At 38.5% G+C, this 14,545-nt stretch carries 15 protein-coding genes; 8 read left to right on the top strand and 7 right to left on the bottom strand.

The window, feature by feature from the left end:
- The first annotated feature begins 11 nt into the window (after positions 1-11).
- The 3 genes from AC1M87_RS05640 (at position 12) to AC1M87_RS05630 (ending at position 3,370) form a co-directional block, all read left to right on the top strand.
- Positions 12-812 carry a DUF817 family protein gene (locus AC1M87_RS05640; RefSeq protein ID WP_481593181.1) on the top strand — a complete coding sequence of 267 codons (801 nt, stop codon included), beginning with the start codon at positions 12-14 and terminating at the stop codon, positions 810-812.
- Positions 813-962: 150 nt separating this feature from the next.
- On the top strand, positions 963-1,433 hold the full coding sequence (locus tag AC1M87_RS05635; protein ID WP_035266978.1) for a DUF3015 family protein: 471 nt from the start codon (positions 963-965) through the stop codon (positions 1,431-1,433).
- Between the two features lie 59 nt (positions 1,434-1,492).
- Positions 1,493-3,370, top strand: a complete 1,878-nt coding sequence (locus tag AC1M87_RS05630) for an Lnb N-terminal periplasmic domain-containing protein (RefSeq protein WP_481593180.1) — start codon at positions 1,493-1,495, stop codon at positions 3,368-3,370.
- Between the two features lie 45 nt (positions 3,371-3,415).
- Here the strand turns inward: AC1M87_RS05630 and AC1M87_RS05625 are convergent, their stop codons facing one another.
- The 6 genes from AC1M87_RS05625 to AC1M87_RS05600 all read right to left on the bottom strand — a co-directional run bounded on the left by AC1M87_RS05625 (position 3,416) and on the right by AC1M87_RS05600 (position 7,918).
- Positions 3,416-3,775, bottom strand: coding sequence for a cupin domain-containing protein (locus AC1M87_RS05625; RefSeq protein ID WP_481593179.1), 360 nt, complete (start codon positions 3,773-3,775; stop codon positions 3,416-3,418).
- 72 nt (positions 3,776-3,847) lie between these two features.
- On the bottom strand, positions 3,848-4,396 hold the full coding sequence (folE, locus tag AC1M87_RS05620; protein WP_171076769.1) for a GTP cyclohydrolase I FolE: 549 nt from the start codon (positions 4,394-4,396) through the stop codon (positions 3,848-3,850).
- Between the two features lie 94 nt (positions 4,397-4,490).
- The gene (locus tag AC1M87_RS05615) at positions 4,491-5,174 is read right to left on the bottom strand and encodes a Smr/MutS family protein (RefSeq protein ID WP_092765950.1); all 684 of its coding nucleotides are present in this window, start codon (positions 5,172-5,174) and stop codon (positions 4,491-4,493) included.
- Positions 5,175-5,452: 278 nt separating this feature from the next.
- On the bottom strand, positions 5,453-6,259 hold the full coding sequence (gene trpC / locus AC1M87_RS05610; protein WP_481593178.1) for an indole-3-glycerol phosphate synthase TrpC: 807 nt from the start codon (positions 6,257-6,259) through the stop codon (positions 5,453-5,455).
- Positions 6,260-6,277: 18 nt separating this feature from the next.
- Entirely contained in the window at positions 6,278-7,324 is a 1,047-nt protein-coding gene (trpD, locus tag AC1M87_RS05605) for an anthranilate phosphoribosyltransferase (RefSeq protein ID WP_481593177.1), read from the bottom strand.
- A 9-nt stretch (positions 7,325-7,333) separates the two neighbouring features.
- Positions 7,334-7,918 carry an anthranilate synthase component II gene (locus tag AC1M87_RS05600; protein WP_092765952.1) on the bottom strand — a complete coding sequence of 195 codons (585 nt, stop codon included), beginning with the start codon at positions 7,916-7,918 and terminating at the stop codon, positions 7,334-7,336.
- Positions 7,919-8,870: 952 nt separating this feature from the next.
- Between AC1M87_RS05600 and glnA the strand changes: the two genes are divergently transcribed.
- Together glnA and AC1M87_RS05590 are read left to right on the top strand one after the other, a co-directional pair.
- Positions 8,871-10,286 carry a type I glutamate--ammonia ligase gene (glnA, locus tag AC1M87_RS05595; protein ID WP_171076768.1) on the top strand — a complete coding sequence of 472 codons (1,416 nt, stop codon included), beginning with the start codon at positions 8,871-8,873 and terminating at the stop codon, positions 10,284-10,286.
- Positions 10,287-10,381: 95 nt separating this feature from the next.
- Positions 10,382-10,660 (top strand): hypothetical protein, encoded by a 279-nt coding sequence (locus tag AC1M87_RS05590; protein WP_035267000.1) that lies wholly within the window; start codon positions 10,382-10,384, stop codon positions 10,658-10,660.
- Between the two features lie 29 nt (positions 10,661-10,689).
- Here AC1M87_RS05590 and AC1M87_RS05585 read toward each other — a convergent pair whose 3' ends face one another.
- On the bottom strand, positions 10,690-11,604 hold the full coding sequence (locus AC1M87_RS05585) for a polysaccharide deacetylase family protein (protein WP_481593176.1): 915 nt from the start codon (positions 11,602-11,604) through the stop codon (positions 10,690-10,692).
- Between the two features lie 158 nt (positions 11,605-11,762).
- Between AC1M87_RS05585 and AC1M87_RS05580 the strand changes: the two genes are divergently transcribed.
- The 3 genes from AC1M87_RS05580 (at position 11,763) to AC1M87_RS05570 (ending at position 14,475) form a co-directional block, all read left to right on the top strand.
- Positions 11,763-12,254, top strand: coding sequence for a chorismate--pyruvate lyase family protein (locus AC1M87_RS05580; protein WP_481593175.1), 492 nt, complete (start codon positions 11,763-11,765; stop codon positions 12,252-12,254).
- A 10-nt stretch (positions 12,255-12,264) separates the two neighbouring features.
- The gene (gene ubiA / locus AC1M87_RS05575; protein ID WP_481593174.1) at positions 12,265-13,143 is read left to right on the top strand and encodes a 4-hydroxybenzoate octaprenyltransferase; all 879 of its coding nucleotides are present in this window, start codon (positions 12,265-12,267) and stop codon (positions 13,141-13,143) included.
- A gap of 108 nt (positions 13,144-13,251) precedes the next feature.
- Positions 13,252-14,475 (top strand): alpha/beta hydrolase family protein, encoded by a 1,224-nt coding sequence (locus tag AC1M87_RS05570; RefSeq protein ID WP_481593173.1) that lies wholly within the window; start codon positions 13,252-13,254, stop codon positions 14,473-14,475.
- The last annotated feature ends 70 nt before the right edge of the window (positions 14,476-14,545 follow it).

Raw genomic sequence — 14,545 nt, 5'->3', positions numbered from 1 at the left:
AGGATGAATGTGTGAGCTTTTTAAAATCATTATTTGAGTTTCATTATAAGGCAGCATCCGCTGCCTTATTTGGTATTTTATTACTGCTAGCCTTTGCTTTGACGGCTTCGATAGGGCATCAAGAATATTATGGATTGTACCGATACGACTACCTCTTGATTTATGCAGTGGTTATTCAGGTCTGTTTACTGCTTTTAAAGTTAGAGTCTTGGGCTGAAGCCAAAGTTATTGCAATATTTCATATGTTGGCAATGGTCATGGAGATTTTCCTGACACATCCACAGATTGCATCATGGCAATATCCGCAACCTGCGGCATTTAAGATTATGACCGTACCACTTTTTGCGGGATTTATGTATTCTGCCGTAGGCAGTTTTTTTGCTCGTTCACTCAGGCTCTATCACGTAGAAATTGAGAACTTACCTAGTTTTTTCAATATGATGAGTTTAGCGATCTTGTCCTATTTAAACTTTATGACGAAGTTCTTTATCCCAGATATACGATACTTATTGTTTGCATCGAGCGTGTTGATATTTTGGAAAACTAAAATAACGTTCAAGCTTAAATATCATGAGATGACCTTGCCAATGCTTCCTGTGCTTTTGTTGTTGGCATTTATTATTTGGATTGCTGAAAATATCAGTACTTTTTATCAAATTTGGTTGTATCCAACGCAAGTGGAACAGTGGCATATGGTGGGATGGGGGAAACTTGGTTCTTGGTATCTCCTACTAATGCTGAGTTTAGTATTGGTGTTAAAAATCTTAGGTGAACGGAATTCACAGGGTTTGTGGCGATTGAAGGGCGAATAAGTTAATTCATCAAAAAAACTCAATACTTGATGGCATTAGTAAGATTTGTTTTGCGTTCTTGGCTTGATATCGCTATGTTAAAGAAGTTCGTAAAAGAACAAAATTGGAACAATAAAGAACACTTGAGCACATCAAGTTTGGAGTGATGTTATGTATAAAAAATTAGCTTTAGCTGCGGTATTGGCAGTAGGATCAACAGCTGCATTTGCTGACCGTGATGTTGGTTGTGGTATCGGTTCACAAGTTTGGGCAGGTCAGTCTGGTAAAGTTGCAAAAATCTTAGCAGGTACGACCAACGGTTTATTTGCTAACCAATTATTCGGTATTACTTTCGGGACGTTAGGCTGTAGTGGTACAGGTACAGTAACAGCACAAGCAGTAACATTTACAAATGAAAATGCCGAAGCTCTTGCACGTGATATGGCGGTAGGTGAGGGGGAAAGTCTTAACGTCCTTGCAGAGCTTCTGAATATTAAATCTGAAGATAAAGCACGTTTCTTTGCAGTATCAAAAGAAAATTTCTCTGAAATTTATTCAGCGGACAATCAAGATGCATTCCAAGTCCTTGCATCTCTTCAAACTGTTATGTCTCAAGACGAAGTATTAAAAGCTTACGTTTAATTGCGAAAATCCTGTCTTATGGCAGGGTTTTTTTGTTTCATCATTATTAAGTTCATTTTATGAAATTTGCTTTTTTTTCTGCCTTGATTGTCAGTAGCTTTCTGACACATGCATATACTTCTCCAGTTGAACAATATATTGCACAAGCACAACACCATCAGCTTGATAAAAATAAAACTTGGCAAAGATTAATGTATGCACATCAAGCGAAGAGTGAAGTCAGCTATTCAGGATTTTTTTTTAGTGCAAATGGTGCAGATAATTTACAAGATGAGCTGAATGCAAATATTCGTGAATTATTTATAGATCGAGGACAAGATCAATCCATTATATGTCGTTTCCCAGCTCGCTCTGCATGGTTAATAGAACAACTGAAAATAAAACAAGAGGAGCTTCCTAAAGCAGATTGTCCTGCTCTAGAGGAATGGATTGGACAGATTAAACCGTATCAAGCAACATTGATTTATGCGACAGATTTCATGGGAAATCCAAGTTCGATGTTTGGTCATACCTTGCTACGTCTTGACCCTAAAGATCAAAAAGAGCTTAATCTTATTTCTTATGCAGTCAACTACGCTGCGACGGTCGAAAATAGTGATAGTTTTTCTTTTGCTTGGAAAGGCTTAACGGGTCAATATCCAGGTGAATATTCGTTAATGCCCTACTATCGAAAAGTAAAAGAGTATGGTGATTTCGAAAGCCGTGATTTGTGGGAATACGAATTAGCATTAAACCCAGAAGAAACCACACGTTTAGTACAACATATCTGGGAGTTAAAGCATGTCCAATTTCCCTATTATTTTATAAGTGATAATTGTGCCTACCGCTTATTGGGACTCATTGATTTGGTAAAACCCGATGCCAATCTACAAGCACAGTTTAGTCATATTGCAATTCCAGTCGAAACCATCAAAGCGGTGCAGCAGCAAGGCCTCATTAAAGATACTGTTTATCGCCCAGCACTTGAAACGCAGTTACTTCATCAAGCAAAACAACATGGTAATGACTTAGCACATTCGGCACATCAATTAACGCTGGTGCAACCAGCACAAATGCGTGAATTTTTAGCTCAATTTACGGCCAAGGATCAGGCGCGTATTCTTGAGATGGCATATGATCATTTGTATCTACAGCTCATTTCTCAAAAAATCGAAGCGAGTATTGCGCAACCTAAAATACGACAAATTTTGAGTTTAAGAAGCCAACTCCCTGTTGAAAAACAACGTACTGAAGTGGCAAGACCACGAATTGACCCTGTGGATGGGCATCATGCTCGAAAAACATCGATTGAATTTGGACGAGTGCAGGACGATACGTTTGTGCAGATCAACCATCGACAAGCCTATCACGATTTATCTGATCCTCAGGGTGGATACCGACTTGGAACACAGTTGAAATTTTTTGAGGGAAGTCTCGAGTTACGGAATGATCAATTCAAGTTGACTGATTTAGATCTTTTAGAAGTGAATTCTTATAATCCAATTACGCCTTTTAAGACGCCGTTGAGCTGGGGATTTGGATTCGGTTGGAAACAACTCTCAATTGATGATTCTGGAAATTTCAGTGATACCGAGCAACATGGTGTTTTGAATCTATCAACACAGTTTGGATATAGTTGGGCAGATGCAGATCGTGAACACCTGTGTTATGCGCAGATGCAGAATTATATTCAAGCTGGAAAAAGTTTAGAAAAGGGTTGGAGATTGGGGCTAGGGCCAACTGTAGGTTGCCAAAGTTTATGGTCAGATCGAGTGAATAGTTTAGTGCAAGTTGAAATCCCTTTTTGGGAGGATCAGCAGGCTTGGCAGCTCGGACTAAGATCCTCACTTCAGTATGCACCTAACTCGCAAAGTGCTATCTCTATTCACTGGAATTATCAATTACAAAAACAGCATGATTGGCATCAAACTAGTTTGGGATTTACGCGCTATTGGTAAATATACAGTACTAGGAAGTACTGTGCTGAAAGGTGAAGCTTGTTTTTAAACGATTACATTCACATAGTACTTTTTTACTTGCTCAACGACTTCAAATGTGCCAATGAATCCTGGTGGGATTACACCTGCTTGACCTGCCGAAACTTCGATAAAGTGATTTTTGTTTTGAGTGTGGATGCGAACTTTTCCTTCTATAATTTGAAAGAATTCTTGTTTATTGTCGGCAAATTGAATATTCCAAGCACCAACTTCACATTCCCAAATCCCACATTCCATATGCTCGTGTTCATAAAGACTGTAGGTGTGACGTTCGGGATTGCCTTGGACGAGACGATCAGGACGCGGGAAGTCGACTGATTTTTCTGCGTGTTGTTGACCTTGACCTGCAACATGAAGAGATGTCATATATTCACCTTAAGAAATTGAGCCTTGGAATACGGTCTAAAAAAAACCTCAACAGGGTTGAGGTTTTATGAATTAATAACTTTCTGGAACAGCGCTCAGAAACTCGCGACGTTCATCTTTGTTAGTTTTAAAGTCCCCAACAAATGATACTGTACGAGTAGTTGACTCTTGTTTGCCTACACCACGCATCATCATACACATATGTGCTGAATCAATGACAACAGCTACGCCTCTAGCACCAGTCACTTGAGCCACAGCTTCAGCAATCTGTTGAGTTAGATTTTCTTGAATCTGTAGACGACGGGCAAACATTTCAGTAATACGTGCAAATTTAGATAAACCTAAAACTTGACCTTCTGGTAAGTATGCAATATGCACACGTCCATAGAACGGCAGTAAATGATGTTCACAAAGCGAATAGAATTCGATGTTCTTGACCAAAACCATTTCACGGTTGTCTGAAGGGAAGACCGCATTGTTGGTCACTTCTTCAAGCGTTTGGCTATAACCTGACGTCAAATACGAAAAAGCTTTAGCAGCACGCATTGGTGTATCTTTAAGACCAGGACGAGTAAGATCTTCGCCAACGGCAGTTAAAATGTTGGCGTAGGATTGCTGCATAGACATAAGACGTGTTCACTTACACAGATGTTGAACAAGGACGGCATTGTATCAGAAAACGATTACAATGCCGTATATTCAGAAAAAATTCCGATTATTGAGTAAATTTTGGATTCTTTTCTGCACGTTTAAGCAGAACTAAGACCGCGCCAGTGCCACCTTGTTTTTCAGGCGCACTGACAAAAGCCAAAACATCACGATGTTGTCTGAGCCAACTATTAACATAGGTTTTTAAAACAGCTTCAGGGCCTTTACCATGAACAATTTTAATGACGTTTTGATTTTGCTCTTTCGCCATCTGAATAATTTGCAATACAGCTGAACGTGCTTCTTCTACGGTACAGCCATGCAAATCAACTGCTTCAAACCAACGTAAATTTCCAGCTTTCAGATCTTCAAATACTTTATGTTGTAAGGTCGCAATTCGATAACTCAGACTAGCCTGACTGCCAACTGGATTGAGCATGGCTTGAGTATCAGACATCACTGTTTCATCAGTATGCATTGGACCTTCAGCAGCAGCACGTTTTGCTAAGGTTTGAGCATCCAATTTCTTTTTTACTGGTTTCTCAATTTTTGCAATATTGCCATGATCAATTTTTTGAACGCCTTGCATCTGCTGACGAAAGAGTTCTAAATCTTCCTCATGCTCTTGTTCAACCGTCTTTTCAATAGGTTTAGGAGCTTCAACACGAGGAGCAGGATTACTGATTTGTTTCTTAAACTGTTTCAGTAAATTAAATTGATCTTTTGATAAAGAAGAATCATGTTTACTCATAACGTGCTTGTAACTTTAAAGTGGAAGATGAATGAATGTGATTATAATCCGAAAATCCCTCAACTTTGTAGTGAGAAGTATTTAAGTTGATTTTAAGGTGTTGGATGAATTGGAGATAACTTAAGGGACAAAGAAAAAAAAGAGGTTGATTATTAATTTATTTTGAATTTGTTCTAGCTATTGTTGTTGGCATTAATGGAGGCAAGAATGGATTCGGAAATCCATTCTTATGAGATTGAACTATTTTTAGTCGAACAATTTACCGCAGAAAATTAAAGTTAAATATTCTGAGGTTCGCCAAACAATGCGGTAAAGGCATGATCAGGACGAGGCTGTTTCATAAAACTTTCACCCACAAGGAAAGTGTGAATGTCATTTTCCTGCATCATGGCAACATCGGCAGGCGTAGCAATGCCACTTTCAGTCACCAGTAAACGCGAAGGATCAAGTAATTTTTTCAAACGTAAAGATGTATTTAAATCAACATCGAAAGTTTTTAAATTACGATTATTAACGCCTAATAAACAACGATCTGACAATTTGAGAGCACGTTCTAGTTCATATTCATCATGCACTTCAACCAGTACATCTAAATGATGTTCAAATGCAGTTTTCGACATTTCCTCAAGTTGTTGATCTGAAAGACATGCAACAATGAGAAGGATACAGTCTGCATGCAATGCACGAGCTTCAATCACACCATAAGGATCGATTAAGAAATCTTTTCTTAGTGCAGGCAAATCACAGTGAGAGCGAGCAATATGAATGTTCTCATCGGCACCTTGGAAGAAATCAATATCTGTAAGTACTGATAAACAAGCTGCACCCGCTGATTGATACTGTTCAGCTATTTCAGCAGGATTGAAGTTTTCTCGAATAATGCCTTTAGAAGGAGATGCTTTTTTGATTTCAGCAATGACAGCAGGACGTTTGTGTTGTAGTGCTTGAGCAAAACTGCGAACAGGGCTAGCGGCTTGAGCGAGTTCTTCGACGTCCTTATAACTACGTTGTTTTAATCGTGCAGCAAACTCTTCTTGTTTACGGTCAACAATTTTGCCAAGAATAGTATTCGCGATATCTAACATAAGAATGTCCTGACTTAATTAAGCTTCATAATGTTTTATTGTTTTTGTGAATTCAGAAAGCACATCCATCTTTTCAAGTGCCTGACCACCATAAATGATGTCATGTGCTAATGCCACACCTTGTTTATAACTCGAAGTTAAACCTGAGACATAAATACCAGCACCAGCATTCAATGCAATCATACTGGCCGCTTTTTCACCTTTCGGTGATTTTTTCTTACCTAGTGCATCTTTGATCAGTGCCAAACTTTCAGCAGAGCTATCAACAGATAAATGCGTCAATGTTTGAGATTCAATCTCTACATCCTCAGGGAGGATTTCCCACTCAGTAATTTCATCATTTTTTAACTCAGCGACATAGGTGGATGAAGCAAGACTGATTTCATCTAGTCCATCTTTAGAGTGAACAACCATGACGTGCTCAGCACCAAGTTGCTTAAGAACTTCAGCAATAGGTCGACATAATTCTGTTGAGAACACGCCAATCACAAAGCGCTTTACACCAGCCGGATTCGTAAGCGGGCCAAGTAAGTTGAAAATGCTTCTGAAGCCCAATTCTTTACGAGGACCTGCTGCATACTTCATTGCTTTATGATGGTTTGGAGCAAAGAGAAAACCCACACCCAAATCGCGGATGCAGCGTTCAGTCTGTGCCATATTTAGGTCGAGATTAATACCAGCTTGCTCTAATAGATCTGACGAGCCTGATTTTGATGACACACCTCGACCACCGTGTTTGGCAATCGTTGCACCTGCCGCTGCAATTACAAAACTTGATGCAGTTGATACATTAAACAGGTTTTGTCCATCACCACCCGTGCCAACGATATCGACTAAGTATGGAAGATCACTGACATCAATCTTGATCGCGTATTCACGCATCACACGTGCAGCAGCAGTAATTTCGTCAATACTTTCGCCTTTTAAACGCAAACCCATCATTAATGCACCGATTTGTGCATCAGTCGCTTCACCATCCATAATGGTGCGCATAACAGCTTCCATTTGAGGCTGCGTTAATTCAATATTTTTCGTAATGTTGTTCAATGCTTGTTGAATATTCATGTCTTGCTCTTACGCATAAATTTCTAAGAAGTTTTGGAAAATTTTGTGGCCATGTTGGCTGAGTATCGATTCTGGATGGAACTGAACACCTTCAACGGGAAGGGTTTTATGTTTCACACCCATAATTTCTTCCATAGAACCATCTTCTTCATTGGTCCAACACGTCACCTCTAAACATTCAGGCAAAGTCGCTTGATCAATGACTAAAGAGTGATAGCGAGTCGCTGAGAATGGAGAGGGTAGATTGCTAAAGATCCCTTGATCAGAGTGGTACATGTCAGATAAACGCCCGTGCATTACTTTTTTTGCACGAACAATATCTCCACCAAATGCTTGCCCGATACTTTGGTGACCTAAGCACACCCCAAGCAGTGGAATCTTGCCTGAAAAGTGTTGAATCGCTGGGATTGAAATACCTGCCTCAGAGGGAGAGCAGGGACCAGGTCCAATGACGAGATATTTTGGTTGCCATCGCTCAATATCCTCCAAAGTCACGGCATCATTACGGACCACTTTTACTTCCTGATTTAACTCGCCAAAATATTGGACGATGTTGTAGGTAAAAGAGTCATAGTTGTCGATCATCAGAAGCATTTTAAGCTTAACCTCTTGAAATTTATAATTTAACTTAATTTAGCTTTGTTATTCACATTGATAAGATGCATCACAGGGTGTTGACTGCATCCTTGTCTAGTAACTCAAAGCGATTAAGTGGCAGTTATCATAGCAGATTCTTTTATCAGCGCAGGTTAAATTTTGGGGTTCAAAACATCAGCAATATTGATCACTTAAATCAAATTAATGTGTGAATGAATGGTTCTAGGTGAATAGCGCTAATAAATGAAATATTGATCTGAATCTAAAAGCTCATACGTGTTATTCATAAGTTTTTTTAATCATTGTGTTTGATGAGTGAGATTTGTTTTAAAAACAAACAAACAAAATGCACTCAGTAAATTTATAATTTATAAGATTTAGTCTCGCGGTCGTTCACTTTTACATCATTTTTCTAAGATATTTAATTTTACTGAACTAATATGATGCACAAAATTTAGATTCATCATGGCTCGATGTGTATTATTAAAGTCATGATTGAGTTGGAATTTTAGTCTTTCAAGTAAAAAATAATTATTAAAGCTTTTTAATTATTAATATATAAAACAAGGTATTAAACGCATGTGTCTGAAAATTTGATCCATTTTTCTAATTTATAAAAATTTATAAAATATATCGTTTGGTAAATTAAGTAATTAAATCCCTAAATAAACTTGACTTTAAGTTTAATAATTAAACGATCATGCTCTGGGATGCACCATTTTGATACAGGTTGTAAATAAATATTTTTTATTGCGATGAACTGTGCCTGAATATGGTGCATTTAGTTTTAAGCACAGTATAATAGTCGCAAAGCAAAGTGAATAAAGCTGTTAATCTGATAAGGATTTCAAGATTTTAGCTTTGCTTTTAAAAGTTGGTACGGTAATTGCTTTAAAACTACCAACTACTAACACGCACTAAATGTGCAACAAAAAATCATCGGAGCAAAATGAGCATGGCGAACAAGGTCCTACAACTCATCCAAGAAAGTGGCGCAAAATGGGTAGACTTCCGTTTTACGGACACTAAGGGTAAAGAACAACATGTTACTTACCCAGCAGATACTATCGATGAAGATACTTTTGAAGATGGTAAAATGTTCGACGGTTCTTCAATTGCTGGTTGGAAAGGTATCGAAGCGTCTGACATGATCTTACGTCCAGATGCTGAAACAGGTTTTATCGACCCGTTTTTTGCAGAGCCAACTGTAGTGGTGACTTGTGATGTTATTGAGCCATCTACTGGTCAAGGTTATGACCGTGACCCACGTTCAATTGCTCGCCGTGCAGAAGAATATTTAAAATCTACTGGTATTGGTGATACTGCTTTCTTTGGTCCAGAACCAGAATTCTTCGTATTTGACGAAGTTAAATGGGACATCGATATGTCTGGTGCTCGCCATACATTAATCGCTGAAGAAGCTGCTTGGTCTACAGGTAATTCTTACGAATCAGGTAACTCAGGCCACCGTCCACGCGTTAAAGGTGGTTACTTCCCAGTGCCTCCAGTTGATTCTCACCACGATATGCGTGCAGAAATGTGTGCGAAAATTGAAGACATCATGGGGCCAGGTCGTGTAGAAGTACATCACCATGAAGTTGCATCTTGCCAATTAGAAATTGGTGTGAGCTTCAACACAATGGTTCGTAAAGCTGATGAAGTACAACAGTTTAAATATGCTGTTTGGAACGTTGCTCATCAATATGCTAAAACTGCAACGTTTATGCCTAAACCAATGGTTGGTGATAACGGTTCTGGTATGCACGTTCATATGTCAATTTCTAAAGACGGCAAGAACTTGTTTGCTGGTGATGAATATGCAGGCCTTTCAGAAATGGCATTGTATTTCATTGGCGGTATCATCAAGCACGCACGCTCATTAAATGCGATTACTAACCCTTCTACAAACTCGTATAAGCGTTTAGTGCCACATTATGAAGCGCCAATTATGCTTGCTTACTCAGCGCGTAACCGTTCAGCTTCTATCCGTATTCCATACGTTTCTAGCCCGAAAGGTAAACGTATTGAAGCACGTTTCCCAGATCCAATGATGAACCCGTACTTAGGTTTTGCTGCATTGTTAATGGCGGGTATCGACGGTATTCAAAACAAGATTCATCCAGGTGAAGCTTCAGACAAGAATTTGTATGATCTACCTCCTGAAGAAGAAGCAAAAATTCCTACAGTTGCACACAGCTTGGATATGGCTTTAGAAGCTCTTCAAGCCGATCACGATTACCTTCTTAAAGGTGGCGTATTCACTAAAGAAATGCTTGATGCTTACATTGAGCTTAAAACTGAAGAAGTTCGTCGTCTTAATACGACAACTCATCCAGTTGAATTTGATATGTACTACAGCCTGTAATTCGTTCACGAATTTCGCTGTAAAAAACCCGCGCAATGCGCGGGTTTTTTGTGTTTTGAGTTAAAATAAATGTAGTCAAATATGAGAAATATTTCATGGCAAAGCCACGTAAAAAGCACACGGGATTTTTTCCTTGGAATGATCCAAGTGATCACGAAAAAGGATTCAAGCTCAATTTTTCTGAAGTGACCTATTTGGAAGTTGGCAGAACCATCGAAGGCTATAAGCAGGCACAATTTCTTGAACTAAGAAATCCTGATTTGGCTTTACAATTTGATTATCCACATGAATTTTATATCAGTGCCGAAGGTTTTATTTTAGTAAAAACGCCACAAGGCAAATTTGAAGTGATTGCAAAATCTGACAATGCTTGAATGTGTGTAGCTGCGCCTAAAAGTAAGATTTATTCCTTGTGATCATCCAAGTCATAGTTGAGTAAGTTTTCACGCTCATAAGGTGCATCCTCAGCAGGATATCTTAAATTTTCAATATTTTGGCTCTTGGCGATAGACCATATAATACTCTCCGCAGCGGGGATATTAGCGCTGAAATTCTGATATAGCGAATCAGCATAAGCACCTGTTGCATTGATTATTGTCCACCCTTTGCTTTCTAAGGCTAGAATAATCTCGCCTAGAAACTGTCCATTAATCGCATTCGTGTGGAGTAAAAATACATGCTGAGGAGAGCGTTGAAGGGTTTGCAATGCGAGTGAATCATAATATTCAGCTCGATCAAGAAGATGATCAATATAAGCACGCTTCAATCTTTTAATGTGTGACGTTTTTCCTGCTTTTAGATACGCTAGATATTTTTGATTATAAAACCAGTCACTTGCATCAATACTGACACCACCATGCTGGTAATGATTTTGTTTTAACCAGTTTTGGACTTGATCTCTTTTCGCAATATTATTACCTTCTTTGAGATAGGGATATCTAAAAATTTTCCTAAAGTTTTGTAAATCATGAAAAACCAATTCATTAATTTTAATGCTTTTGATGTAGTCTTTCGCCAAAATTTCAGGTTTATTTAAATTTTCATGAAAAGCACTGTGATTGCCGACAATATGTCCGTGTTTATCCCATTGACGTATTAAGTCTTTACCCGCATTGTCACCGATTTTGATGTAACTTGGGAAAATGATCGATTGAATATTTTTGGATTTTAAATGCGCTAATATTTGTTGATTAATGTGTGGAGCAGTAGGATCAATAGTTGGATTTAATCCATCATCAAAACTCAGTGCTAATTGACGAGCATGAGCTTGGGAAAGAAATAACAGTGATATAAATAAGTACAAGCTAAATTTAAGCATGTTGACTGAAGTTGTTTATGAATGAATATTTATAGCATTTTTTGGGAAGTGCAGTATGAAATGTGTGAGTGCGATGCCTTAAACTAGGCCATAGGTTTGGTGCATTAGTTCTAAAGCTTGGGTACACTTGAGAGTATAAAATAATGGTAGTCTGAAATATGCTTGAAAGCCGTCAATTTAATCATCAGGAAAAATTAATGTGTCCTGAGTTAAAAAAATGGTTGTACGCCTCAGGCTCACTTACCCAACAACTGACAGATTTAGCTGATGGAATATTTAAAGTTCAACGAATCCAAGAGCGATTTAAACGTTTAAACTTTAATGATGCTAGCTGGATGGGTGTATCACATCAGCATATTTCTTGGGTTAGAGAGACTCATTTATTTGGTTCTGATTGCGAACCTTGGGTAAAAGCGAAATCTATTTTTCCAATTACCAGCCTTCAAAAAAAAGCACGTCTCTTTCAACATATTGGAAATCAGCCTATAGGTCGATTCCTGTTCCAACGCACAGAACCGCAATGCCAACGTCGCGTGATCTTACTTGAGGATGGATGGACCAGACAGAGCTGTTATACTTGGCATGGCTGTAAATTTATTGTCCAAGAAACATTTTTACCAGCATTTGAACGTTTTATAAAAACTCATTGAGCTAGACTTTATGGCAACCGCACAAGCAATCACCTGGCGCGAGCGTTTAAGCGCTTATTACTATTTATGTCGTTTCGATAAGCCAATTGGTACTGAGTTAGTCCTGTGGCCCACCTTATGGGCGCTGTGGGTTGCAGCTGGTGGAATACCTGATGTAGTGACACTGCTTGCCATCGTATGTGGCACTATATTTATGCGTGCAGCGGGATGTGCCATTAATGATTTTGCTGATCGTAAAGTGGATGCACACGTAGAAAGAACTAAAAATCGTCCATTAGCCACAGGTGTGATTTCGGCAAAAGAAGCAGTTTGGGTGTTTATCGCACTCGTTGCTGCAAGTGCTTGTACATTGTTTTTCCTGCCTATTGAAACTTTTTATTGTGCTTTAATTGGGCTGGTACTTGCTTTCATCTATCCATTTATGAAGCGCTATACGCATTTACCTCAAGTGGTACTGGGGATGGCATTCTCATGGGGTATACCGATGTCATTTACTGCAATGGGTAAGCCTTTGGATTGGACGTGTTGGCTACTTTATTTCGGTAATTTGGCTTGGACTGTGGCTTATGATACTCAATATGCAATTACGGATCGCGAATATGATTTAAAGATTGGGGTTAAGTCGACGGCTATTTTGTTTGGAAAAAATGATATTAAAATTATCAGTTTATTGCAGGCGATGAGTGTTATTTTAATTGGTACTGCACTATGGCTTGAACACATACTTGTCCCTTTTGGATTAATCGCATTAGTGCTCGTGTTAGGTGATTTCATCTATCAATGGACCAAAACACGTGATAAAGATCCGCAATGGTGCTTCTGGGCATTTAGACATAACCGATGGGTAGGGGTGATGATCTTTATGGGGATTTTTATTGCATTAATTTAATCTTAACATTAAATAAAAATAAACTAATTAAGCATCCTAGTCGGATGCTTTTTTTTATGTTTAATTAAAAGTACTCATGGAGAGTGATAATAATGAATGGAAAGAATTATGAAGAGTACAATTAAAAAAACGGTTATCGCAATGTGCTGTACGGCAGCATTACTCTTAACGGCTTGTAATAGTGATGATGATAAAAATATTTTTCAAGAAAAAGTGTTTGTTGCTGAGAAAGCTTATCAAAAAGATAGTCTAGAGCAAGCTTCTAAAATCCAAATTATGACTTATTTAATGCCGAATGTTCTGGGTCAGAAAACTAAGGCTACAGCAATGGTCATGTTTCCTAAGACTGCTCAGCCAGCAGCAGGATGGCCAGTGGTGGTATGGGCACATGGAACAACTGGTGTTGGAGACGAATGTGCACCAAGCAATAATTTACTTAATTCGAATTTTGAAATTTTAGCGAACAGCCTTCTTAAAGAAGGTTATGTCATTGTAGCCCCTGATTATGAAGGTTTGGGAGTCAAGGGGATTCATCCTTATCTTCATCTATCTAGTGCTGCACAATCAGCGATTCATGCAATAAAGTCAGTTCACCAAGCATATCCATCACGATTAAATAAATCTTGGATGTCTGTCGGCCAATCCCAAGGTGGTCATGCATCATTAGGAATTGCACAATATGCCAATAATGATCCGTATTACAAAGGGGCTGTAGCAACTGCTCCAGCATCCAGTTTGGGTTACATTATTACCCAAGTCGCACCAAAAGCTATTTCAGCGATAGAAATTCAAAATAGAGATTTGGCAATCGCTATTTATTCAGAGCTATTAGCTTATGCTGCTTATACAGGTGTCGGGATTAAAGCATATGAACCTAGATTTTCATTAGCAACGATATTCCAATCTAGGTCTCAAGCTGTGGCAGAGAAAGCTGAGGGGTCGACTGGTGAAAATGGCCTATGCTTGATGCCATTAATTGATGAGTTTAGAAAAGACATTAAGACTTATTTGGAATCAAATTCAACACAAAAAGTAATGGACTATCCTGGGTTAAAGGTTGGCTTTGAAAATGATCCAGTGGTGAGTAGTTTTTTAAGTAATAATCAGCCTGGAACTCAAAAACTCATGAAACCGGTTTATGTGGTTCAAGGTGAAAATGACACCGCTGTCCCATATCAAGTAACACAACAATTAGTAAATCAGTTAAATGGATTGGGGACTCAACCTCCAATTGTATTAGATATTGTGGCAGGAGCATCGCATACACAAGCGATTGTTGAGAAAAATGATGAGGTTGTTGATTTTATTAAATCGTATTTACCGGTGCGCTAAACGTGACTATGTCAGCTAGGGTGTTGCATCCTAGTTGACACTTAAAGCTAAAGTTTTTTCTATGACTTTA

It is taken from the genome of Acinetobacter sp. 24-47-62 (assembly GCF_056779765.1).
Note: the sequence above shows the minus strand (reverse complement) of the source record. Positions and strands in the feature narration are given on the sequence as shown.

What these genes read in the sequence shown, in the direction of transcription:
- AC1M87_RS05590 (WP_035267000.1), top strand. Translation starts at nt 10,382, where the DNA reads ATGGCAAAGCCACGTAAAAAGCACACGGGATTTTTTCCTTGGAATGAT.
- AC1M87_RS05580 (WP_481593175.1), top strand. Translation starts at nt 11,763, where the DNA reads ATGCTTGAAAGCCGTCAATTTAATCATCAGGAAAAATTAATGTGTCCT.
- folE (WP_171076769.1), bottom strand. Translation starts at nt 4,396, where the DNA reads ATGCAGCAATCCTACGCCAACATTTTAACTGCCGTTGGCGAAGATCTT.
- AC1M87_RS05630 (WP_481593180.1), top strand. Translation starts at nt 1,493, where the DNA reads ATGAAATTTGCTTTTTTTTCTGCCTTGATTGTCAGTAGCTTTCTGACA.
- AC1M87_RS05570 (WP_481593173.1), top strand. Translation starts at nt 13,252, where the DNA reads ATGAAGAGTACAATTAAAAAAACGGTTATCGCAATGTGCTGTACGGCA.
- ubiA (WP_481593174.1), top strand. Translation starts at nt 12,265, where the DNA reads ATGGCAACCGCACAAGCAATCACCTGGCGCGAGCGTTTAAGCGCTTAT.
- AC1M87_RS05635 (WP_035266978.1), top strand. Translation starts at nt 963, where the DNA reads ATGTATAAAAAATTAGCTTTAGCTGCGGTATTGGCAGTAGGATCAACA.
- AC1M87_RS05600 (WP_092765952.1), bottom strand. Translation starts at nt 7,918, where the DNA reads ATGCTTCTGATGATCGACAACTATGACTCTTTTACCTACAACATCGTC.
- AC1M87_RS05585 (WP_481593176.1), bottom strand. Translation starts at nt 11,604, where the DNA reads ATGCTTAAATTTAGCTTGTACTTATTTATATCACTGTTATTTCTTTCC.
- glnA (WP_171076768.1), top strand. Translation starts at nt 8,871, where the DNA reads ATGAGCATGGCGAACAAGGTCCTACAACTCATCCAAGAAAGTGGCGCA.
- AC1M87_RS05615 (WP_092765950.1), bottom strand. Translation starts at nt 5,174, where the DNA reads ATGAGTAAACATGATTCTTCTTTATCAAAAGATCAATTTAATTTACTG.
- AC1M87_RS05625 (WP_481593179.1), bottom strand. Translation starts at nt 3,775, where the DNA reads ATGACATCTCTTCATGTTGCAGGTCAAGGTCAACAACACGCAGAAAAA.
- trpC (WP_481593178.1), bottom strand. Translation starts at nt 6,259, where the DNA reads ATGTTAGATATCGCGAATACTATTCTTGGCAAAATTGTTGACCGTAAA.
- trpD (WP_481593177.1), bottom strand. Translation starts at nt 7,324, where the DNA reads ATGAATATTCAACAAGCATTGAACAACATTACGAAAAATATTGAATTA.